The sequence below is a fragment of the Bifidobacterium sp. LH_413 genome, assembly GCF_056357015.1.
In genome coordinates, this window is record NZ_JBKEVK010000002.1 from 76,443 (window position 1) to 99,693 (window position 23,251).

Genomic DNA, 23,251 nt, shown 5'->3' on the forward strand with positions numbered 1-23,251 from the left:
CGTTCGCGGTATCTCTCCCCCACCCGGCTCCGCCGGGAGCCCCCTCGTCAGAGGGGGCCGATCCCCTCAAGCCGACCTACAGGGTCGCCTTGATCTTGTGGGCGAGGTCGGCATCCCACATCGCGCCGGTGGCGGACATCACGCTGTCCGCGCCGGCGCGCTTGTACGCGGCGAAATCATCCGGCGTCACGACGCCGCCGACGCCGTTGATCGCGAAATCGAGACCGCTCTTCTCACGGATCGCGGCGAGGCGCGAGACCATGTCGAGGCCCGCGCCGCGGATCGCGTGGCCGCACACGCCGGAACGGTCGCGGCCCTTGCCCGGCAGGGCCTGACGCCCCTCCGCGTCGACGAGACGCGCGGAGATTGTGTTGATCGTGCTGAATCCCTGCACGGTGCCGCGGCCCACGGTCGATTGCACCATGAGCTCGAGCGCCGCGTCGTCGGGGAAGTAGGCGAGCTTCACCATGAGCGGCGTGTCGCCGATCTCGTTCTTCACCGCCTCGGCGATGCGGCCGACGAGCAGCGGATTATGGCACAGGAGCACGTTGTGGCCCTCGTTCGGGCAGCTCGTGTTCATCACCATGACCTTCGCGCCGGTCTCCTTGACGAGGCGGGCGGTGGTCGCATGGTCGGCGATGTACTCCTCCTCGGTCATGCCCTCCACGCGGGAGCCCTGGAATCCGGGGACGAGCAGCTGGCCGGGGCCGGCCGCCGCGATCGCGCGGAACATGTCCGGCTGCCACAGGTCCGGGTCCTGCGAGGGCACGCCGAAACTGTTGGAGATGGAGATCGGGCGCTCATAGTTCGTGTCGGCGAGCACGCCCTCGTCGAGTTCCGGGCTGCCGGGGGTGAGCGAGCCGTCCGCCGACTTCGGGTGCACGGCGAGCACGTTCGGGAACGGGTTGCAGCCCCACGCACGCGAACGCACGGTCTTGTAGGTGGCCAGGTCGAAGCCCATGCGGAACGCGGCCGTCGTGAAGCGGCTGTTGAGCAGCGGGCCGGCGGGGATGCCGAACGCGAGGTTCACCGGCACCCCAAGGAACGAGTCGGCAGGGGCGGAGCTGGCCGATTCCCCCTCAGTCGGCTTCGCCGACAGCTCCCCCACATGCGTGGGGGCGCAGACACCATTGACCTGCTCCCCCTCCAAGGGGGAGCTGGCCGCGGAGCGGTCTGAGGGGGTCTCGGCGGATCCGGCCTCGGTATCACGCTTCAGCGCCTCGGCGAACGCGCCGAACGGGCCCTGTTCGTAGTTGTCCTCATAGGTGCGGTTCACGTCGTAGAACGGTTCGGACTGCTGGAGGCCCTGGCTCATGGTGTTCTCGATTCTCCTCGACTATGTGCGGATGCTGTGCGCAGATGACGATGTGCGCATATGCGCGACGTTGAGCGGAAATCGCCGAAAACCGGCGGATGTGCTCGCCTATCTGTCCGTTATCCAGCATAAGCATCGTCATACACAAACGACGCGCCTTCAAGGGCGCGTCGCTCGTCGTGCAATCCTCATCGGTCACGGATCGATCCCCGCTTATCATGGATCGCGCCACGATCGTCACGGATCACTCCACGGTTCTCCACGGAAAACCGACGCGAATCACGGAGCGAACCATGCAGGCCCAGGAGCGAACCGTGCGAAAACCGGAGCGAACCGGACCACCCACGGAACGGACCGCACGCAACGGGGCGGAACGTGAGCCGCGCGCCGGCGCGGCGCCGTTCCGCTCAACCGACCATCGCCGAGACGAACGAGACGATGGCGAACAGCGCGTTCAGCGACACGAACACGATGAACGCCCACGACGTCCACCCGGCATACGTGTCCTGGCCGCTGCGATTGGCGCGCACGAACCAGCCGAGCCGCCGACCGTACAACGCGAACACGATGATCGCGCCGATCACGCCGCCCAACGACAACGCGAGCGAGAAGATCCCATACCCCATGTCGCCGAGGAAATGGCTGGCGAGACCGTCGATCACGCCGGACAGGATCGCGTTGTTGAAGATGTGCAACGCGATCGCCCAGACCAGCGAATACTCCATCGCGACATAGCCGAGCACCAGACCGAACAGGAACGCGAAGAAGCCCTGCACCACGTCGTCATGGAACAGGCCGAACGCGAGCGCCGACGTGAGGATTGCGAAGTTCCTGCCGAGCGGCTTCAGCTCCTTCATCAGCACGCCGCGGAACATCATCTCCTCGCAGATCGGGCCGACCAGGCCGATGTACAGCCACATGCTCACGGTGACGGCCGATTCGTTGATACTGTCCGACGTGGGCGACGCCAGATCGGTGCCGAACATCGAGAACGCGAGTTGGATGAGGACGATCACGCCCTGCACGCCCAATGCGACCACGATGATCGCGAGGCAAGCGAGCGGGGTCATGCGGCGGCCGCCGTACTGGCTGACCGTGCCGAGCTGGTTCGTCTCGCCGTAGGTCTCGCGATGCGGGCCGCCGAGCCAGAATTCGCGGGTGAAGATGTCGCGGCGGCGCATGAACATCAGGAATCCGACCGCGGCGAACACGGCGATGAGGCTCAGGACGCCGGTCCAGCGGTTGAGCGCGCTGTCGTAGGCCGACGAGCTCCCGCTTCGGTTCGTCGCGGCGAAGATAGCGCCGAAGACGATGCCGGCGACGATGCTCACGCCCGTCATCACGCCCTGATAGGCCAAGGTCAGACCCATCGCGCGGTTGACGACCTTGCGTCGCCAGGTGCGCCACCATGCGCGCGGGTCGATGGCCGCGAACGTCGGCACCGCCATCGGCACCGGCTGCGCGTAGTAGGTGGGCCACATCGGCTGGGGCTGGAATTGGGGTTGCGGGTAGGACTGGGGTTGAGGTTGAGGCGGGCACGGAGCCGATTGCGGCGGGTACTGTGCAGACTGCGACGCGTAGTGATCGTGGCGCGGTGCATATTGGTATTGGGCGGCCTGCGATGGATATTGGGCGACAGGCGCCGCCTGTTGGGAATATGGCACGGACTGGGCTGGCTGAGCATACGGAACAGTCTGCGGGGCCGACGCGGCCTGAGGAGCAGCCACGGGCTGTGAAACCGCCGCAGGCTGGGGAGTCGGAGTGGCGTATTGCGGATACTGCGCGTACTGCGGCATGGGCTGTGCCTGAGACTGGGCCGGCTGCCACACCGGCGGCTGCGGGTAGGCCGAAGCCTGGGGAACGGCCTGCGGATAGGCGCCGCCAACCTGCATGGTTTCGGCACCAACCTGCATGGTTTCCGGCGCAATGTGCGGAGTTTCGCCGGCAACGTGCAGGCTTCCCATCGCAACCTGTGCAGTCCCCTGCTGAAGACCGGCGCTCCGCGTCATCACCGGGTTTTCGGGAACCGCGGTATTCCGCGGATTCCCCGAGCTGGCAAACGGCTCGGCGGGAGCTTCTACTCGGCCACCCCGTACAGGTTGGCCCGCAGCACCTACACGTTCGGCCCCCAAACCTACAGGTTGGCCCTCGGACCCTACACGTCCGTCCGAAAACCCTACAGGTTCGGTCCCAGACCATGCAGGTTCGCCCGGAACCCCTACGAATTCGCCCCCGTCACTCGCTGATGCCGACGGCCGCACCGGCCCACCCGATGGCACCGGCTCGCCCGGCCACCCCGAATTCCCCGGCTGTACCGACTCACCCGCCTGCGTCTGGTTCCCATACTGCGACTGCTGCGTCGCGTCCCATTGGTCCCGTTGTTCCTGCCCCGATTGCCGCGTCTGCGGATTCGCATCCCCCTGCGGATGTTCTTCATTCGTATTCATGCCGTCCAACCTATGCCCCGTTCCTGAACGTAACATGACCACGTCCACAGATGTCCACAGAAGTCCGCCGTATCGATTCCGCGCAACGCCTGACCGCGTTATGATGACGGCCATGAAATCTCAGGGGATGCCGCAGGTACTGGTCGCGGCGGTGGACAACGACCGCATGGCATTGCTCGCACTGCGGGGCATCCTGCCGCAGCTGCTGCCTGAATCGCGATGGCTGTGGGGCGTCGCTTCCGCCGACGAAGCGGTGCGCCTCGCGCTCGACCCCGAGACCCGCCCCCGGTTGCTGCTCGTGGACATGTCGCTGGGCGATGCGACCGGCATCAGCGTATGCCGCAGGATCCGCCAACGGGATGCCCGCGTGGCGCTGCTGGGCATCACCGCCTTCTCGACCGCCGACTATGCCGCGCGTGCAGCCGAGGCCGGCGCGCAGGGCATCGTCTCCAAAGCGGATGTCCCGCAATTGGCCCGCGCGTTGCGCGTCGTCGCATCGGGCGGCACGTTCACCCCGTCTGACCGCAGGCCCCGGGCCGGCGGGACCACGCCGGACGTCCCCGTGTTCCGCACCGTCGACGAGGCCCATCGGTTGCTGACCGGCACGGCAACCAGCACGGCAACCAGCACGCCATCGTGCACACCCACCGGCTCCCCGAACGGCACGCCCCCGAACGGCACACACCCGGATTCCCCGTCGCCCGACGCCCCGAAGCTCGGCCCCAAGGAATCCGAGACGCTGCGCCTGCTGTCATGCGGCCTGAGTTACGACCAGATCGCCGCACGATGGGGCGTCGCCGCGTCAACGGTGCGCACACACGCCCATCGTGCGGTCGACAAGCTACACGCCAATTCATTGGCGCACGCCATCGCCCTGTTCCTCGCGCGCTGATCCGGTTTCCGCGGGAACCGGTCGCAGCGGGATCTCCGCGCCGATCGTCCACGCGCCGTCCTGCGCGCTCGCGGCGAGCGTGCCGCCCAGCGCCTCGACCGCCGCACGGTGCATCGCCAGTCCGCCGCCGTGCCTGCGTCCGTGCATCAGCGTCGGCGCGTCGCCGGCGAGCGCGTTGACCTCGCTGATGCGGATGCCGGAATCGTCGATGCCGATGAACAGGCTGTACGCGGGCGTCGTCGCGTCATCCGGTATCGCGCAATGCCGCACGATGTTCGCGTAGATCTCCTCGACGAGTTCCATCACGACACGCTGTACCGGTTTCGGCACGCGCGCGCCGCCGCCTGCGTCTCCTGCCGCGGCGTCCCCGCCGCCCGTCACATCGGTCCGGCTGGTTCCGACGAATCCCAGCATCGTCATCGTGCGGTCCTGGTCTTCAAGGTATTTCTCCAGTTCGACGTCGAACGGCGGCGTACCGCCCGTCACCCCGCCGCCCTCCGCGCTCTCGGCCGCGACTTCCGATTCGAGGCCGGCGAGGTCGCGTTTGCCGTTGAGCACGTCGATGACGTCGTGCACGCGGGCGAGCGCGTGGTGCGAGCGCGCGTAGATCGCGTCGAGCATGGCCGCGTCGTCGTCCGTCGCTTTGGCGCGCCACGCGAGCATCGCGATGGTGGACATGTCGTTGGCGACGGCGTCGTGGATCATGTGCGCGAGCGCCTGTTCTCGCGTGACGCGGCCGAGCAGCCGTTCGGCGCGCGCCGCCCGCTCGCCGGCGACGGACGCGTGGCGGAACGCGGCACCGAACATGATGAGGAATCCGAAGCCCATGATGTCGAACACGCCGGTCGCGACGCCCGCGATCGCCGTGTATCCCGGCACCGATGCGGCCGGAACGTCGGAGGCCATCACGCCGAAGCCGACGTCGCCGAACCCGGCGATCATGCCTGCGACCACGCTACTGCCCATCGACCGCGTGCCGAACAGCGCGAAGCAGACGGCGTCCACCGCCGCGTAGCCGACCAGCACGGCGAGCATCATCCGGTTAGGCAGCGCGTAGCCGATGGCAAGGAACAGGGTGACGACGGCGAATCCGCCGCTCGCCCACCAGCCATCAGGCAGAAATCCCATCGTCAGCAGCAGCACGGGCGCGACCAGGCACACTTCGCGCGGCCGGAACGGCAGCAGGGCGATGACGGCCATCCAGCCCAGCGTCAGCAGCATTCGCCCGGGCGATGATGGAGGCGCGACGATCAGTCCGGCCACCATTGCGGCGATGCCGATTCCTGCATCTTTCTCTAGAAAATGCGGTGCACGCCACCAGCCGCGCACCTGTTCCAACGTGGCGCGGGTCTCGGAGAGCAGACCGTTGGTCATCGCGTGCCATCCGCACGAACCATATCGGCTACGATGACCGGTTTGTCGAACCGCATGCCGCGCGGATCGCTCGGCAGCACCATGAGAATCACCCATGCCAGCGATCCCATCGTGTAGCAGGCGAAGGCAAGCAACATTCCCACAATGGCCGCCGGCGCCGCGGCACTGCCTCCCATGCCATCGGAGCCGTACACGACGGCGAGCACGAAGACCGGCAGCAGCGAGCCGAGCTGCAGCAGGATCGGCAGAAGCAGCCACCGACCGCTCCGGTTCGCGTCGTGCAGCCGTCGGACGGACAGTGTGATGATCGGGATGAACAGCAGCAGCTGGACGACGGTCGCCGCGTTGTCCGCGACGGCGTCCAGCGGTGATTCACCGTCGGTTCCGCCCGCCACGTCGCTGACGCCGGCCGCGGTGCCGATTACCATCGCTGCGACGACCACGATGGCGGCCACAATCGTGCAGAACAGCACGGCCCACCAGTATTCGCTGCGCGAGGCGCGGCCGTCGAGTACCTTCATCTTGCGGAAGAACCGCCCGACCGCACGCCTGAATCCGATGCCATACCACGGCGCCCCCAGCGGAGGCTCCTCCCGCAACGGCGGCTCCGGCACCGGCCTGTCCTCATCCACGCTCATCATGGTCTCCTTTCATTCACTGCCCTCCACTCAACCGCATTCCGCGCCGGCCGTCCACCCGCACGGGGCGACGGTCAACATGCGTCCACAGGAGATCGGCCCATAATCGGCATACATGCCTCGATTCGATACAGTGGGATGCATGAACGAACTTGGGGAAGACCGCGGCGACACCGCCGATACCGCGTGGCGGCCGCTGCCGGAGCGGGTGCGGACGGTGTGGCTCATCAACGAGGCGATCCAATGCGCGGTCTGGCTGGCGGCATGCGGCGTGTTCACGGCGGTCTGCATATCCCACGATTGGTGGGGATTCTGGACGCAGCTGGCCGCCGCGCTCGCTGCGGTCTACGCGGTCGGCGACCTCGCGACCCAGCCGTTGCAGACGAGGTACCGGTACGCGTTCACCCGATTCCGCATCGGCGAGCGCGACCTCGCCACACGCACCGGCTGGCTGTGGCGCAGATCCACGACCACCCCGTACAACCGCGTGCAGCATGTGGATACGAAGCAGAATCCGGTGCAGCGCCGGTTCGGACTGACCACGGTGGTCGTGCATACGGCGGCCGACACGACCGAAATCGCCGCGTTGGACACCGCGGAGGCCGAGCGCATGGTCGCGACGATCGCGGCCCGCGTGGCCGACGCGCGGGAGGACCTGTGATGCGGCCCGTGACGTGGCCCGTGACGTGGCGTCGTCTCCACCCGGCGGCGCTGATCGTGCGCGTGGCGTCGAACGCGAAGGGCACGGTCTCGCTGCTGCTCTCGTTCGTCGTGATCATCCGTATCTCGCTGATGCGCCACGAATGGTGGCTGTGGCTGGCGGCCGCGGCGATCGTCGCCTACGTGGCGGTCGGCCCGGTCTGCGCGTGGCTGTCGACCCGCTACCGTCTGTCCGCCACGATGCTCGAATACCGTTCCGGCGTGCTGTTCCGCAAACGCCGCGCCATCGCCTATGGCTCAATCCATGCGATCAACAGCGCGAGCCCGTGGTATCTGCGCCCGTTCGGCGTGATCCGTCTGACGGTCTCCCCGGTCGGCGACGACGCCGACATCGACCTGAGCGCGGTTCCGTCGGCGTTGCAGGGCGAGTTGGAGCGTCGACGCGCCGAAGCGGCCGGCGCGGCACGATCCGGCACCTCGACACCGCAGGCCGCCTCCGATTCCTCGTCCGGAGTCACCACGGATGGGGGCGCCACAACCGCCGCCGATGCTGCAACCGGCACCGCCACCGACCTTACCGCCCCGCGCGCCGGCATCGTCACCTCCTGCCCCTCCCCCATCCCCGTATTCCGTGCGTCGACGCGCGACATCCTCCTGTTCGCCGTCACCGATCCGCGCATCGTCGCGGCCGCGTTCGTCGTATTCGGGTTCATCCAAAACGTGCAGGACGTGCTGCCCCACACGCTCACGCGCACTGCGGAACGGTCGATCGGCGACTACGCCTCGCAGGGTGCCGCGGCGATCACGCTGCTCATCCTGGCGTGCGTCATTCTGCTGATGCTCGTCAGTATCGCGATCTCCCTGCTGCATTTCCACGGGTTCGAGGTGTGGCGGCGCGGGGACGATCTGATCGTCGAACGTGGCCTGTTCACACGCCGTGCGACGACGATTCCGACGGCCCGCGTGCAGACGATCGTCGTATCGCAGTCGTTGCCGCGCCGCATGTTCGGTCTGTGTTCGGCGCGGCTCGGCCTGTCCGCGGCGGCGGGCGGCGACGACGTCGCGTCAGCCGCGGTCGTGCTGCCGGTCATCGGCGCCCGCCGCGTGGCCGCGACGTTGCGCGCGATGCTGCCCGAATGGGATGTTCCAGGCATGTTCGCCGCGACGGCGCCGACCCATCGCACGGGCCGCGGCCTCGCACGGTATTACGTGACGATGCCGCTCGCCGCGACCGCCGCCGCCACGCTGCTCGTCGGCATGGGCGGCCCGGCGACCCACTCGTGGCCATGGTGGGTGGTGGCCGTGCCGTTTGCGGCGGGATTGTGGTGGACGGCCTGCCGATGGCTGCAGGCGAGGGCCGAAGGGTATGCGATGCTTCCGGACGACGAGGACGCCCTGCCGCACCGGATTCTGGTGACCGGAGCGACGCGGTGGGGATTGTTCGCGATGATGACGCGGCGGGCGCGCGTGCAGTCGGTGACGCGCACGACCACGCCGTGGCGTGACGCGCGCGGCGTAGAGGGTCTGCGCATGCGCCTGTTCGTGATGAACGGCATGTCCGAAATCCGGTTCCGTTTCCTGCGGCGTGATGATGCGGACGCGCTCGAAGCATGGTTCACGGGGCGGTAAGACGAAGTGGCCTCCTTCCCTTCCGGGAAGGAGGCCACTTCGCGTCTCTACGGCCTAGTGCCTGTCACTTCTTGCGCTTGGTGAGGAAGAACAGGGCGACGGCGGCGATGACCAGCAGCACGATCACGATCACGATGATCGCGATGTTGGAGCCGGTGGTCGTCAGCGTGTTGGCGCCCGTGTTCGTGTTCTGGCTCGCGGACGGCTTCAGCGTGCCGGGAATGACGGTCACGGTGGCGGTCACCTCGTAGTCGGTGCCGTTCACCGTGGCGACGCCCTTCACCTGGAACGTGCCGGTCTTCGCGTACTTGGCGGCGGGCACGTCGCCCCAGACCACGGCGGCATCGGTCGTGGAACCGTCGGACCAGTGGGCCTTCACCGTCTTCGGCAGGGCGGGTGCCGTGCCTTCGGTGGTGGAGACCTTCACGTCACGCTCGACGGAGGTGACGGTGTTCTCCGTCACGGTGACGGTCGCCTTGATCGTGTAGTCCTTGCCGCCGGCGGTGACGACGCCTTCGATCTCGAACGAGCCGGCCTGGTCGAGCTTGTCCGCGGGGATCTCCGGCCACGTGATGGCGACGGTTTCGATGTCCCCGTTCGTCCAGGTGACGGTCGCGGTCTTCGGCAGGTCGGGCTGCACGCCGACCTTGGTGCCGATGGTCACGGCCGTGGTGTCGACGGACTTCACGGTGGCCGGGTTCACCTTCACGGTGACGGTCACGTCAAGTCCGGCGGCCTTGCCCTTGACAGCGAAGGTGTTGCCTTCACGCTTCGAGTAGTCGGCCTTCGTGTAGGACGTGGTGTCCCACGTGACCGCGGCGTCTTCCGTAGCGCCGTCCGTGTAGGTGACCTTGACGGTCTTCGGCAGCGCGGATGCGGGATCCGTGCCGGAGTCGACGGTCACGTCGGCGAGCTTGTCGGCGGATTCGGCCTTGGCGGTGACCTTGACCGTGACGCTCACCTTGGTGGTCTTGCCGGTGGTGTCGGACACGGTGCCGTTCACAGTGAACTCGCCGCGCTTCGCGTACTGGGACTCGTCGATGGCGTCCCACGTGATCGGCGTGTCGACGCCGGTCTCGCCGTTGCTCCAGTCGGTCTTGACGTTGGCCGGCAGCTGCGGCGCGACCTTCGCCTCGGTGGTCACGGCGGGGATGTCGGCGACCTTGGTGATGGTCGCCGGCGTCACGTTGACGGTGACGGCGACGGACAACGTGGCGGCTTCCACGGCCTTCGCGACGATGACCTTGGAGGAGTCGGCCGCGGCGGCGGATTCGACGGTCGGATCGACGGTGCCGCTCACGGTGAAGGTGTTGCCTTCACGCTTCGAGTAGTCGCCCTTCGTGTAGGTCTTGTTCCACGCGATCGGGCTCGTGGTCGTGTCGCCGTTGGACCAGGTGACGGTCGCGGTCTTCGGCAGCTTGCCGGTCGGGTCGGTGCCGGACGGCACGGTGATCGTGGTGGTGCCGTCGGTCGGCGTGGCGCTCTGCGCGACGGCCGGGTTGACCTTGTAGGTGGCCTTCACCGGGTAGTCCTTGCCGGCGATGGTGACGGTGCCGTTGACGGTGAACGTGCCGCCCTTACGGTTGGTGTAGTCGGTCTTGTTCGGCTCGTCCCACGTCACGGATTCCTCCGTCGTGGTGCCGTTCGACCACGTGACGGTGGCCTTCGCGTTCGAGAGGTCGGGCTTGGTGCCGGATTCGACGGTCACGACCGGGTCGGCGGACGGGCCGGTGACGGATTCGACGGTGGCGGCGACCACGGCGACGTTGACGGTGAACTCGTAGGTCGTGCCGTCAACGGTCACGGAACCCTTGACCGGCACGGTGGCGCCTTCCGTCTTGAACTGGTCGGCGGTGGTCTTCTCCCACGTGATGTCCTTGGTCTCGGTATCGCCGTTGGAGTAGGTGACAGTCGCCTTGATGCCGCTCAGGTCGGGCGTTTCGCCGACGACGGTCTGCGCGGTCGCGGCGGAGGCCACGACGGACTTCACGGTGGCAGGGTTGACGGTCACCTTGAAGGAGACGCCATCGGCGTATCCGTCGACGGTGCCCTTCACGGTGAACTCGCCGCCGGCGTGCTTGCCGTACTGGTCCTTGGTGAGTTTCGTCCACGTGACGTTCGCCGTGCCGGTTTCGCCGTCGTTGTACGTGACGGCGACGGTGTCCGGGTATGTGGGTTCGGTGCCGGATTCGACGGTCTGGTCGTCCGGCGCGGTGACGGACTTGATGGTGCGTGCGGTGACGATCACCTTCACGGTGACGGTGAAGGACTGGCCGTCCACAGAGACCGTACCGTTCACGTCGAAGCCGTCGGCGTTCTCGGTGGCGTACTTGCTCTGGTCGATGGGATCCCACATGACGTCGGCCTGCTGCGTGGTGCCGTCGGAGTAGGTGACGGTCGCCTGCTGCGGCAGGGACGGCGCGTGCGTGGCGATCGTGGAGACGGTGGCGGGCGTGACGGCGGCGCTCTGCGGCACGGCGGCGATCACGTTCACCGTGACCTCGGCCTTGATACCGGTGCCGTTCACGGTGCCGTTCACGGTGAAGCTGTTACCCGCCGTGGCGTAGTCGCTCTTGCTGATGGGGTTCCACGTGACGTCGACCGGCTTGGAGGAACCGTCGCTGTAGTGGGCGATCACCTGCTTGGGCAGGGTCGGAGCCACACCCGCGGGCGTGGAGACGGTGCCGGCATTATCGAGCGAGGTGATGGTGATCGCATCCCACTTCGCGTACAGGGTGATGTTGCCTGTGACGGGCGTGGAGAAGTTGTACGGCTTCGTGAACTGCGCGTCAGTGTACCAACCGCCGAACGTGTACCCGGACTTGGTCGGCGCAGTCGGCTCGGTCGCGGTCTCACCGGATTCCACGGTCTGCGTGGCAGCAGCAGAGCCACCGTTCGTGTTGAACGTGACGGTGTACTTCTTGCCCAGCTCGTTCACCTTGGCGACATAGGCGTTAAAGTCGCTGGCGTAGGAGTCAACATCTTCGCTATACCCCCTGTAACCCCAGCTTGACGGCACATACTGCTGCACGACCGTCTTGTTGCCGTAGCTGCCGTACGGAGCCGGAGCCGTGGAGTTGACGCCCAGACCAGTGATATCCAATTCGAGGTAGGTCGGCGCGCCGCTATAAGCGTACTTGTTGGTCAGTGAAATGTAATGCCCAGTATTGCTTGACCAAGCAGGATTTTTGTCGTAGTTCGCTTTCTCGCTATACCACAGTACCGCGGCACCGGAATTGCCATTTTCATCGAATAGTTTGGTCGGCCAAGCGGCATTCTCCATATAGCTGGTCAGATATTTGGCTCCGGGAAACTCCTGCCCATTATTGCCGGCATGATCAACCTTGGTCGAAGAGAAATTCGCATTGGCTTGAGCCGTCGCCATGAAAGTGTCCGAGACCTTGTACGGGGTCAGCTTCTTATTCGCGTCATCGCAGACACGTCCCTTGCCGGAGGCCAAATCCGTGCGGCACGGCTCATTGACCAGAGTCAGACGATATTTATTGATGTTCTTGATTTGATCAAGAGCATTCTGCATGTTTTCAAGGCTGGTCGCATCGCCATTGCCACCGATGTTCTTCGTGGTCGGCAACGCGGAGTTCCTCAGGATGTTAGCCGCATCCGCAGCGGTGGCCTTCTCATTGGCATCCGTTGCGTTCTCGGACTTCCAGACGAAGTAGCCGTAGGACGACTTCTTCTCCGTGGTGGACAGCGCACTCCAGCCGGTGGCCGCCTGGGCGGGCAGGACGCAGAAGAGCATCGCCGCACTGGCAAGTACGCCGACGACTCCCATCCCCACTCGCGTCATGATGTTCTTCGACATCTTCCTTCTCCATACTTTCATTCGCGAAGTGCCCGACCAAACGACGTCATGAGCACCCCTTCGTATACGGGGCCAAGTATAGGACGCCGTCCCGATAGGCGGAACAGATGCTCCGGCGAGGGACTGCGAGTGTGCGATCGGAATTTTGGGGGTGCCGCAACGAACCCCCTCAGTCCGGCCTCCGGCCGGCCAGCTCCCCCTAAAGGGGGCGCATACTGCCACCCCTTTGGCCCCCTCAGACGAGGGGGCTGTCGGCCGTAGGCCGACAGGGGGAGAGATAACCGAAAAGCAAGAGAGCGCTGGAACGCAACCACCACAACGCCCTCCCGCACCAACCTTTCCTTGCGCCCCCTTCAGGGGGAGCTGGCGCGCGAAGCGCGACTGAGGGGGTAAAGACAAGCGGCCGCAGGCTGCGGAAAGGAACACACATCGGCTTGACGCCGATTCCGTTCCTCCCGCGGCCTGCGGCCGCTGTGGTCTCTCCCTCCGACCGCCTCCGGCGGCCACCTCCCTCGTCAGAGGGAGGCAAAAGGGAATATCAGATGATGCCGCGATCAGCGAGCGGACCATCCCATTGATATTCGAGCTCGCGGGCGGGCTTGATCTCCTCCTCGGGGAGGTGCTTGGCGGGGAGGGTCTTCGGCTTGAACGGGAACTTCTCGGCGCGCATCTTCTCGTAGGCGGCGATGTCGTCCTCGTGCTGGAGCGTCAGGTCGATGTCGTCGTAGCCGTTCATCAGACGCCAACGCGTGTAGTCGTTCACCTCGAACGGCAGGGTCACGTCGCCGCAGGTCACGGTGCGGTCCTCGAGCGAGACGGTCATCGCACGGCCCGGCTCCTCTTCGAGGAGCTTCCACAGCAGTTCGACGCTCTCCTGCGGCATGATCGCCGCGAGCACGCCGTTCTTCGCCGTGTTGCCGTAGAAGATGTCGGCGAAGCTCGGCGCGATGACGACGCGGAAGCCGTAGTCGTGCAGCGCCCACACCGCATGCTCGCGGGAGGAGCCGATGCCGAACTCGGGGCCGGCGACGAGAATCTGGCCCTTCGCGTATTCGGGCTTGTTGAGCACGAACTCGGGGTCGCGGCGCCACGCGTAGAAGAGCGCGTCATCGAAGCCGGTCTTGGTGACGCGCTTCAGGAACACGGCGGGGATGATCTGGTCGGTGTCGACGTTGGAGCGGCGCAGCGGCACGCCCACGCCGGTCAACGTGGTGAGTTTTTCCATGATTGTCCTTTCGGGGTCTCTCCCCCACCCGGCTGCGCCGGGAGCCCCCTCGTCAGAGGGGACCGAGATAAACGGATTACAGATCGGCGGGGCTGGAGATCGTGCCGCGGATCGCGGTGGCGGCGGCGACGGCGGGCGACGCGAGGTGCGTGCGCGAGCCCTTGCCCTGACGGCCTTCGAAGTTGCGGTTCGACGTGGAGATCGAGCGTTCGCCCGGCACCATCTTGTCCGGGTTCATGCCGAGGCACATCGAGCAGCCGGCGTTGCGCCATTCCGCGCCGAAGTCCTCGAACACCTTGTCGAGTCCTTCCTTCTCCGCCTGCAGGCGCACGCGCGAGGAGGCGGGCACGACGAGCACGCGGTGGATGTTCTTCGCCTTGTGGTGGCCCTTCATGATCGCGGCGGCCTGACGCAGGTCGTCGATGCGGCCGTTCGTGCAGGAGCCGATGAACACGGTGTCGACGGCGATGTCCTTGATCGGCATGCCCGGCTTCAGGCCCATGTACGCGATGGCGCGCTCGGCGGCGGAACGCTTGGTCGCGTCGGCGATGTCCGCCGGGACCGGCACGTTCGCGGTAATCGGCAGGCCCTGACCCGGGTTGGTGCCCCACGTCACGTAGGGTCCGAGCGTGGACGCGTCGATGTCCACCTCCTTGTCGAAGACGGCGTCGTCATCGGTCTTCAGCGTCTTCCAGTACGCGACGGCCTTGTCCCACATCTCGCCTTCCGGCGCGTGCGGGCGGCCCTTCAGGTATTCGAACGTGGTCTCGTCCGGCGCGATCATGCCGGCGCGCGCGCCCGCCTCGATGGACATGTTGCACACGGTCATGCGCTCGTCCATCGTGAGGTTGCGGATCGCCTCGCCACGGTATTCGATGACGTGGCCCTGGCCGCCGCCGGTGCCGATCTTCGCGATGATTGCGAGGATGATGTCCTTCGCGGTGGCGTCCGCCGGCAGCTTGCCGTTCACGTTGACCGCCATCGTCTTGAACGGCTTCAGGGACAGGGTCTGCGTGGCCATCACGTGTTCGACTTCGGAGGTGCCGATGCCGAACGCGAGCGCGCCGAACGCGCCATGCGTGGAGGTGTGCGAGTCGCCGCACACGATGGTCATGCCCGGCTGGGTGAGGCCGAGGATCGGGGCGAACGCGTGCACGATGCCCTGGTCGGCGTCGCCGAGCGCGTGCAGGCGCACACCGAACTCCTTGCAGTTCTTCTCCAACGTGCTCAGCTGGAGGGCGCTCGTCTTGTCCGGGTTCGGACGGTCGATGTCCACCGTGGGCGTGTTGTGGTCCTCGGTGGCGATGAGCTGATCGACGTGGCGGGGCTTGCGGCCGGCCAGTCGCAGACCCTCGAACGCCTGGGGGCTCGTGACTTCATGCATGAGCATCAGGTCGATGTACAGCAGGTCGGGCGCTCCGTCGCTGCCCTTCCGTACCAGATGATCGGCCCAGACCTTCTCGGCCAGTGTCGTTCCCATGGGGATTCCTCCTAAATTTCTCGGCGCTAGGTCTTGTGTTTGCGCCGTGTTCGTGGTAATAGAGTATGCGGTCAACATGGGGGCGACCATATCCCGGCCGGATTATGAGATGTGCCATCGGAAGCCCGGTTTTCCGCCGGATTATGGCTGGAATTCCGCCGAAATCGTCACCTTTCCCCCGACTTTCCGAGCGCATTGCGATGACGTCGGTTGACCTCGCATGCCGCCCGTGGACGATGTGAGCGCACACAGATTCCATTACTCGGTCATTCGCCGACATGCGACGTTCGTCACGTGGTACACTGCCTCGATTTGGCATTTCACTATGTGAGATGGTATAAACGGGAACCATGACTTCCATGCACTCAGATACCGCTGTGGCCGAAGAGCCGGTCGCCGAGCAGGACACCACCGACGACAAGACCCCCGCCACCGCGCAGACCGCCGAGAAGAACGACGGCGAGGCGCATTCCGGCGTCGGCGTGCTCGACAAGACCGTGAAGATTCTCGACGCCCTTGAGACCGGCCCCTCCACGCTCGGCCAGCTCGTGGCCGCCACCGGTCTGGCCCGACCGACCGCCCATCGACTCGCGATCGCGCTCGAACGCCATCGCTTCGTGCTGCGCGACCAGCACGGCCGTTTCGTGCTCGGCTCCCGTTTCGCCGAGCTCGCCGCCGCCGCCGGCGAGGACCGACTCCTCACCGCCGCCGGCCCGATCCTTCAGACGCTGCTCGACCGCACCGGCGAATCCGCGCAAATCTACCGCCGTCAGGGCGACCAGCGCGTGTGCATCGCCGCCGTGGAGCGCGCCTCCGGTCTGCGTGATTCAATTCCCGTGGGCGCGATGCTCTCGATGGAAGCCGGCTCCGCCGCGCAGATCCTGCTCGCTTGGGAGGATTCCGAGCGCATGCATCAGGGCCTGCGCCACGCGAAGTTCAACGCGACCAAGCTGGCCGCCGTCCGCAAGCGCGGTTGGTCCGAGTCCGTCAACGAGCGCGAGGAGGGCGTGTGCTCGATCTCCGCACCGATCCGCAACGCCTCCGGCCAGGTAATCGCCGCGATCTCGATCTCCGGCCCGTCCGGCCGTATGGGCAACGCCCCCGGCCGCCGTTACGCGCCGCTCGTCATGGCCGCCGGCAAGTACCTGACCGAAGCCCTTATCAAGGCCTCCTCCGGCCGCTGAGCCGGCAACAGACCCTACTCGGCCCCCTCTGGCGAGGGGGCCAATGCATACTCACGCGAACAGGCCTTTGAGCTGCTCCCATATCGTGGGCTTGCGCAGCAGATCGTCGCCTTCGCCGTCCTGCGGAGGCTTCGCGTTCAACGCGTACGTGTACGCCTTCTTCGAACTGGGCTTGCCGACGAGCTCGCCGAACTCCAACAGCTGCGTGCGCGGCTCATACGGGTGACGGATGTCGAATTCGATGAGTCTGGTCGCGCGCTTCGCCGGCGCGGGCCCATACGAGCCGAATCCGCAGGTCGGCGTCGCCGCCATCATCACGCCGTCCAGTTCGCCGACGAACCAATTGCGATGGTCATGGCCGGTCGCCACTCCTATATAAGGAAACACCTCGGCACGGGAATCATCCGAACCGGCTTCCACGATCACACCGGAATCATCCGCATCCGCATCATCCATCACCGCACGCACCGTCGCGTCATCGCCGCGCAACACCGCGAACTCACGCGACGTATCCGGGCAACTGATGCCCTCACCCAGATAGCCGCCGGGGCGCACCTTCGACTCGTCCAGAACGTAATACCGCGCGGCGTGCTCGCGGTAGCCCTGCATCGCATACGGCGTGGTCGCGGTGACGGGCGTGAGCAGGTCATAGTATTCCGGCAACGGCATGTGCTGGAACAGGACGGACCGCGCGCCGATCGCCGACGGCACGCGCGCGAGGAACGAGAGCGCGTTGGCGGACGGCGCGGCGAACCCGCCGCCGTGCGCATAGTCGCCCGAATCAAGGACGACGAGACCGAGCACCGTGCGTTTGTGCGCCTCGTCGGCGACGGGCAGCGCGAACGTACCCGCCGCATGCGGGTAGACGACCTGGTCGGGCAGCAACGTGCGCTCCGACAGCACGTCCGCCTCCACGCCGGGCGTCGGATTCACGCAACCGGGGAACTCGCGGTAGATGGCGTCGAGTTCGTCGTTCGACAGGCCGCACTGGAAATCGTGATTGCCGTACGTGACGGCGAACGGCACCTTGCGCTCGATCAGCGGCGCGAGGAACTGGGCGATTGCGCCACGCACCAGTTCGCGCGTACGCTCGTGCGCCTCGGCGGCGGCGTTGGCGGCTTCGGCGTCGGTATCGGCGTCGGCGGGGGCGCTCCAGCGGCGTTTGCGGAACGTCTCGGCGAACGCGGGATCGTAACCGGCGATCTGGTTGCCGGTGAAGACGACCAGATCGGGGCGGACCGCGTCGAGACTCGCCTCGATGAGGCGGATCGTGTCCTTCGCGACCTTCGGACCGTCCTGGATGTCGGCGACCTGCAGCACACGGAACTTGCCGGAATGGTGGAACTGGAGACGCCCCAAGCGGGCGGACACGGACAGCGGGCGGGTGTCCCCCGCCTCCGCCGGCTTGATCCTCGGCCTTGAAGACATGCCCTCGGGCGCACGTGTGTTTTCCGTCATGACTCCTACTGTAATGCGCCGATGCGCAGCTCATATGGACGCCACGCGACGCCACGGCGCGGTCGTTCCCATGGTGCGGTAACACATATCCTTCACAACCGCGGAATACCGCCGTTTCTTGACACCGCACCATGAGTGGGTTACCGCACCATGGGATGAATGGGAAGGGAAAAACAAGAAAACCCTCGCTTGCGCGAGGGTTTTCATTGGCTGGGGTGCCTGGACTCGAACCAAGAATGGCTGAACCAGAATCAGCTGTGTTGCCAATTACACCACACCCCAATTTGGCTGGCGTGTAACTCCGAAGAGTTCCGCGTCGTACCCCCAACCGGATTTGAACCGGTGTTGGCGCCGTGAGAGGGCGTAGTCCTAGACCGCTAGACGATGGGGGCGTATTCTGTTATCCGACGTTTCCGCCGTGTTGCTTGGTTGTTTGTGAACCGCGCAACGAGTGATTAATATACGCGCATGCCGGTACGTGCGCAACTTACGGCGTGTCGCAAGTATTTCCAACGGTTTTGTATATCTCCGGACGGCATCCGGCGTACGTTTGCGCCCCTCGTATTTGCGGTACATTGCACACGAAACCGCTCCGCCGCGCATACCATCACGCGCACCGCCGCCCATACCACCCACGCATACCGTCACACACAGCCACCGCACACGCCCGCACGTACGTACGCCGGCATCCCGGCGTACGTTTGCGACGGCATTATCGCCGGCAGCCGCGGCAAACGTACGGTGAGGAATCGTCAGCGTACGTTTGGCACGGTGGAAACGGATAATCCCCTCACAAACGTACGGTGAGAGAAACGTACGGCGAAGGAGACGGAGATATGGGCGGCAAGCAAGCCGGACGACGGTCGAACCGGACGCACCGGACGCCACCGGCCGACACCGGCCGACACCGGCAGCGACACCGACGACGATGACACTGACACTGACACTGACACTGACGATGCCGACGGGACGGGCGGATACGCGAAGGACCCCGACTCGATGAGCCGGGGTCCTTCCTGTTCGTACCCCCAACCGGATTTGAACCGGTGTTGGCGCCGTGAGAGGGCGTAGTCCTAGACCGCTAGACGATGGGGGCGTATTCATTTTTCGGTGTTTCCACCCGCCGCGGCGAACCGCAACGAGTGATTAATATACGGGAGCCGCGCGACCTCGTCAACATCGGCGTGTCACATTGTGATTCCCCGGTTGACAACGCTTTTGTAACCGCTTTCTAACCGCTTTCCACCATCCGCCTTGGCGGCACCCTCATGCGTACACCGCAGACAAACACCTCAAACAAACGACGAATCGCCCCGCTCTTCAGTGAAGAGCGGGGCGATTTCGATTCCCACGAGCCGTGGCGTCACGACCTTATGCCGGCACCGAACCTACGAGGCCCGCGCGGAACGCGTCACAGACGCGTCACAGATGCGCGCGCAGGCCCTTGAGACGGGCGAGCGTCAGATCGCGGCCGACGATCTCCATGGACTCGAAGAGCGGCGGGGAGACGCGGCGGCCGGACATGGCGACGCGCACCGGGCCGAAGGCGAGGCGCGGCTTGTAGCCACCCTCCTCCACGAGCGCCTTGTTCAGCGTCTCATGCAGGGTGTCGGTCTTCCAATCACCCTCGGCGACGCCTTCCAGCGCGGCGATCGCCAGGTCGAGCACGGCCGGCGCGGAATCCTTGAGCTGCTTCTTGGCGCCGTCGTCCGGCTCGATGTACTCGTCGGTGGACAGCAGGGAGCCGACCATGCCGGCGACCTCGCCGAGCAGGCGCACGCGCGTCTGGACGAGCGGCGCGGCGGCGGTCAGGATCTCCTGCTCGCGGGCGGTCAGCGCATCCCACGAATCCGCGGAGACCACGCCCTCGCGCTTGAGGTACGGCACGGAGCGGCGCAGGAAGTCGGCGGGGTCGAGCATGCGCACGTGCTCGGCGTTGATGGAGATGGCCTTGTCGAGGTCGAAGCGGGCCGGGTTGGCCTTCACGTCGCGCACGTCGAACTTGGCGATCATCTCGTCCATCGAGAACACGTCGCGGTCGGGCGCGATGGACCAGCCGAGCAGCGCGAGGTAGTTGAGCAGGCCCTCGCGGATGAAGCCGGCGTCGCGGTGGTTGAACAGGTTGGATTCCGGATCGCGCTTGGAGAGCTTCTTGTTGCCCTGGCCCATCACGTACGGCATGTGGCCGAACAGCGGGGTCTGCTTGGCGATGCCCAGCTCGATCAGGTAGCGGTAGAGCACGATCTGGCGCGGGGTGGAGCTCAGCAGGTCCTCGCCGCGCAGCACGACGTTGATGTCCATCATCGCGTCGTCGACCGGGTTGGTGAGCGTGTACAGCGGGTCGCCGTTCGGGCGGACGATCACGTAGTCCGGCACGGAGCCGGCCTTGAATTCGATGGTGCCGCGGATGAGGTCGTCGAAGGCGATGTCCTCGTCGGGCATGCGGATGCGCAGCGCGGGCTTGCGGCCTTCGGCGCGGAAGGCGGCCTTCTGCTCCTCGGTCAGGTCGCGGTCGTAGCCGTCGTAGCCGAAGGCCTTCGGGCGGCCGGCGGCCACGTTGCGGGCCTCGATCTCCTCGGGCGTGGAGAAGGATTCGTAGGCGTAGCCCGCGGCCAGCAGCTTGGCGGCGACGTCCTTGTAGATGTCGGTGCGCTCGGACTGGCGGTACGGGCCGTGGGGGCCGCCCACGTCGATGCCCTCGTCCCAGTCGATGCCCAGCCAGCGCAGGGATTCGAGGATCTGGTTGTAGCTTTCCTCGCTGTCGCGCTGGGCGTCGGTGTCTTCGATGCGGAAGACGAGCTTGCCGCCGGTGGCGCGCGCCTCGGCCCAGTTGAACAGGGCGGTGCGGATCATGCCGACGTGCGGGGTGCCGGTCGGGGACGGGCAGAATCGGACGCGCACGTCCTTCGGCAGTTCGGGCTTGTGGTTTTTCGCGGATTCGTTCGCGTGTTCGGCTTCAGTCATAGTCCCCTATTGTGCCGCGCGTGCCGGACGCGTGGCTGGGACAAGTCCCGCGCCTCCACCACGATATTTTTCACATTCAATCTCTTTTTTGCATTTTTAATCATTTACGATTACTATTCATCACAGCTGTGTGAGTCGCAATCACGGGACTCAAGCAGCCGCATCATCACAGCGATCGAAGGCGATTCGACAACGATTCACCCTTCGTCACAATCATCGAGGAAGAAACACACAGGAGTCGAACATGAATCCCCAACTCTCCGCAGGACTGGGCGCGCTGACCGCAGCGGCCGTCCTCGGCGCAGGCATGATCGCCGCCGCGCCCGCCATGGCCGACGGCACGGACGCGCCCGCCGCGCAGATCCAAGTGGGTGCCACCTGGAAGGACACCGACGGCAATCCCGTCGAAGCGCATGGCGGTGCCGCCAACAAGTACGCGGAGCAGGACATCGATATCGACGTCAATCAGGACGGCGACAAAAACGATGACGTCTACCTGCTCTATGGCGAGAAGAAGACCAATGCCACGCGCCCCGTCGACGGCGTCAACGGATACTGGTCCACCGACCTCGTCAACTGGCACAGCATGGGCACCGTCCTCACCACCCACAACGTACTGCCGCACAAGAGCATCACCATCACCGGGGACGAGCACTTCACCGACTACGACTCCCAGCAGTACTTCGCCGACCATAAGATCACGCAGGACGGCAAGACCGTGCAGTACCCGGCCGGATCCCAGCGATACACCGTGCTCGACGAGAGCAACCTCCAGACGCTCAAGGACCTCGCCAATTCCGGCGCGGACACCGCCGACGCCCGTTCCGCCGCCGCGTTCGTCGCGCCGTACGTGACCGCGCGCGATGCGGCGGGCAAGGCCACCGCCTACGATGAAGCCGACCTGAGGCTCGGATTCGAGTATCTGTACGGCATGTACAACATCGTGGAACGCCCGAAGGTGGTGTACAACAAGACCACCCGCCAGTTCGTCGCGATCTTCCATTCCGACGGCTCCACCAACGCCAACGCCGACCGAAACAACTGGGTGCAGGGTCTGTCCGACTCCGGTCTCGGCGCGACCGGTGGCAAGCGGTACTTCGACGACGGCGTGAAGAACAACGACAAGGTGGCCAAGAACACCGGCTCGCGCTATTCGCGCGCCCAAATCGGCTTCGCCGTGTCCGACAGCCCGTTCGGACCGTTCAAGATGGTCAACTCCACGCGCATGAACTTCGACAAGTCGCTGCATGCCACGCGCTTCGGCGAATCCCGCGATATGACCGTGTTCGTGGACTATGGCCATGACGTGAACCACGACGGCGCGGATGACGCGTACGCCATGTATTCGTCCGAGATGAACGCCTACATGTACGTCTCGCTGCTGAACAAGGACTACACCGCCCCCGTCGCCGCCGGCGACTCCGCACCGCAGTCCGACGCCACATGGCGCGCCCGCGTGTTCGAGGACAAGGCCCGCGAGGCATCCTCCATCTTCTACTACGACGGCTGGTACTACGCGCTCACCTCCGGCACCGACGGATGGAACTCCACACCGGTGATCTACTATCGCGCCAAGAGCGTGCTGTCGCCGAAGTGGGAGAAGCTCGGCAACCCGTTCACAGGCGAGAATCCGGCGAAGGGCTATGATTCCCAGCCGACCTACGTCCTCGCGAAGGATCAGGAGAAGGGCCAGTTCATCTACATGGGCGACCGCTGGGTCGTCGATCCGGCCACCGGTTCCGCCGGCATGGATTCCAAGCTCATCTGGCTGCCGATCAGCCTCTCCAGGAACCACACGCTGAGCATCTCCGGCTCGGCCGCTTGGAATCCGAGCGACGCCACGTTGTATGGCGACGCCTACGTACCACCGGAACCCGACCCCAAGCCCGAACCGGAACCCCAGCCGAATCCCACGCCCACCCCGAACGACCCCACCCCGGACGACGGCAACCAGAGCGACGGCAACGACGAGAACCGCACCGACCAGGACGCCCGGAAGCACACGGCTTCCCAGGCGTCCGGCGATGCCGCGCACATCGCCCGGACAGGTTCCGCCGTGTCCACGGCGATCGCCGCCGTGGCACTGTTCGCCGGCGTAGGCATCGTTCTCGCCGCAGCACACAGGCGTCACGCCTGACGGCATATTCCCGCGGCGACCGACA

The 23,251-nt window shown here is 65.7% G+C and carries 14 protein-coding genes and 3 tRNA genes; 5 read left to right on the top strand and 12 right to left on the bottom strand.

Translation table 11 applies throughout. From position 1 onward, the window contains the following. Nucleotides 1–76 precede the first annotated feature (76 nt). Both AC1AYN_RS04705 and AC1AYN_RS04710 read right to left on the bottom strand, forming a co-directional pair. On the bottom strand, nucleotides 77–1,315 hold the full coding sequence (locus AC1AYN_RS04705) for a diguanylate cyclase (RefSeq protein WP_476532362.1): 1,239 nt from the start codon (nucleotides 1,313–1,315) through the stop codon (nucleotides 77–79). Between the two features lie 407 nt (nucleotides 1,316–1,722). Further along, nucleotides 1,723–2,796, bottom strand: a complete 1,074-nt coding sequence (locus tag AC1AYN_RS04710) for a CPBP family glutamic-type intramembrane protease (protein ID WP_476532363.1) — start codon at nucleotides 2,794–2,796, stop codon at nucleotides 1,723–1,725. A 1,093-nt stretch (nucleotides 2,797–3,889) separates the two neighbouring features. Here AC1AYN_RS04710 and AC1AYN_RS04715 point away from each other — a divergent pair. Continuing rightward, nucleotides 3,890–4,654, top strand: coding sequence for a response regulator transcription factor (locus AC1AYN_RS04715; RefSeq protein ID WP_476532581.1), 765 nt, complete (start codon nucleotides 3,890–3,892; stop codon nucleotides 4,652–4,654). Here the strand turns inward: AC1AYN_RS04715 and AC1AYN_RS04720 are convergent. Both AC1AYN_RS04720 and AC1AYN_RS04725 read right to left on the bottom strand, forming a co-directional pair. Next, on the bottom strand, nucleotides 4,616–6,028 hold the full coding sequence (locus AC1AYN_RS04720; RefSeq protein WP_476532364.1) for a sensor histidine kinase: 1,413 nt from the start codon (nucleotides 6,026–6,028) through the stop codon (nucleotides 4,616–4,618). The two genes, AC1AYN_RS04715 and AC1AYN_RS04720, sit on opposite strands and share 39 nt — an antisense overlap. Further along, on the bottom strand, nucleotides 6,025–6,669 hold the full coding sequence (locus AC1AYN_RS04725) for a DUF805 domain-containing protein (RefSeq protein ID WP_476532365.1): 645 nt from the start codon (nucleotides 6,667–6,669) through the stop codon (nucleotides 6,025–6,027). Before AC1AYN_RS04725 ends, AC1AYN_RS04720 begins: the two co-directional genes overlap by 4 nt. Before the next feature lie 139 nt (nucleotides 6,670–6,808). Between AC1AYN_RS04725 and AC1AYN_RS04730 the strand changes: the two genes are divergently transcribed. Together AC1AYN_RS04730 and AC1AYN_RS04735 are read left to right on the top strand one after the other, a co-directional pair. Continuing rightward, the gene (locus AC1AYN_RS04730) at nucleotides 6,809–7,327 is read left to right on the top strand and encodes a PH domain-containing protein (RefSeq protein ID WP_476532366.1); all 519 of its coding nucleotides are present in this window, start codon (nucleotides 6,809–6,811) and stop codon (nucleotides 7,325–7,327) included. 8 nt (nucleotides 7,328–7,335) lie between these two features. Next, nucleotides 7,336–8,955 (top strand): PH domain-containing protein, encoded by a 1,620-nt coding sequence (locus AC1AYN_RS04735; RefSeq protein ID WP_476532367.1) that lies wholly within the window; start codon nucleotides 7,336–7,338, stop codon nucleotides 8,953–8,955. A 64-nt stretch (nucleotides 8,956–9,019) separates the two neighbouring features. Here the strand turns inward: AC1AYN_RS04735 and AC1AYN_RS04740 are convergent, their stop codons facing one another. The 3 genes from AC1AYN_RS04740 to leuC form a co-directional block, all read right to left on the bottom strand. Further along, nucleotides 9,020–12,778, bottom strand: a complete 3,759-nt coding sequence (locus tag AC1AYN_RS04740) for an Ig-like domain-containing protein (RefSeq protein WP_476532368.1) — start codon at nucleotides 12,776–12,778, stop codon at nucleotides 9,020–9,022. 538 nt (nucleotides 12,779–13,316) lie between these two features. Continuing rightward, nucleotides 13,317–14,003: a 3-isopropylmalate dehydratase small subunit gene (gene leuD / locus AC1AYN_RS04745; RefSeq protein WP_476532369.1), complete on the bottom strand. Its 687-nt coding sequence runs from the start codon at nucleotides 14,001–14,003 to the stop codon at nucleotides 13,317–13,319. Between the two features lie 76 nt (nucleotides 14,004–14,079). After that, nucleotides 14,080–15,483, bottom strand: coding sequence for a 3-isopropylmalate dehydratase large subunit (leuC, locus tag AC1AYN_RS04750; RefSeq protein WP_476532370.1), 1,404 nt, complete (start codon nucleotides 15,481–15,483; stop codon nucleotides 14,080–14,082). A gap of 350 nt (nucleotides 15,484–15,833) precedes the next feature. Here leuC and AC1AYN_RS04755 point away from each other — a divergent pair, with 350 nt between their 5' ends. Beyond that, nucleotides 15,834–16,667 carry an IclR family transcriptional regulator gene (locus AC1AYN_RS04755; RefSeq protein ID WP_476532371.1) on the top strand — a complete coding sequence of 278 codons (834 nt, stop codon included), beginning with the start codon at nucleotides 15,834–15,836 and terminating at the stop codon, nucleotides 16,665–16,667. 51 nt (nucleotides 16,668–16,718) lie between these two features. On the opposite strand, the gene AC1AYN_RS04760 is transcribed toward AC1AYN_RS04755, so the two are convergent. The 5 genes from AC1AYN_RS04760 to gltX form a co-directional block, all read right to left on the bottom strand. Further along, a complete protein-coding gene (locus AC1AYN_RS04760; RefSeq protein WP_476532372.1) occupies nucleotides 16,719–18,125 on the bottom strand; it encodes a metallophosphoesterase in 1,407 nt (468 codons plus the stop codon). Nucleotides 18,126–18,332: 207 nt separating this feature from the next. Continuing rightward, a tRNA-Gln gene (locus tag AC1AYN_RS04765) sits at nucleotides 18,333–18,407 on the bottom strand. Nucleotides 18,408–18,444: 37 nt separating this feature from the next. Further along, nucleotides 18,445–18,517: transfer RNA gene (locus AC1AYN_RS04770), tRNA-Glu, on the bottom strand. Between the two features lie 631 nt (nucleotides 18,518–19,148). Next, nucleotides 19,149–19,221 (bottom strand) — tRNA-Glu (locus AC1AYN_RS04775). Between the two features lie 326 nt (nucleotides 19,222–19,547). Continuing rightward, entirely contained in the window at nucleotides 19,548–21,089 is a 1,542-nt protein-coding gene (gene gltX, locus AC1AYN_RS04780) for a glutamate--tRNA ligase (protein ID WP_476532373.1), read from the bottom strand. 244 nt (nucleotides 21,090–21,333) lie between these two features. Between gltX and AC1AYN_RS04785 the strand changes: the two genes are divergently transcribed. Next, the gene (locus AC1AYN_RS04785; protein WP_476532374.1) at nucleotides 21,334–23,226 is read left to right on the top strand and encodes a glycoside hydrolase family protein; all 1,893 of its coding nucleotides are present in this window, start codon (nucleotides 21,334–21,336) and stop codon (nucleotides 23,224–23,226) included. The last annotated feature ends 25 nt before the right edge of the window (nucleotides 23,227–23,251 follow it).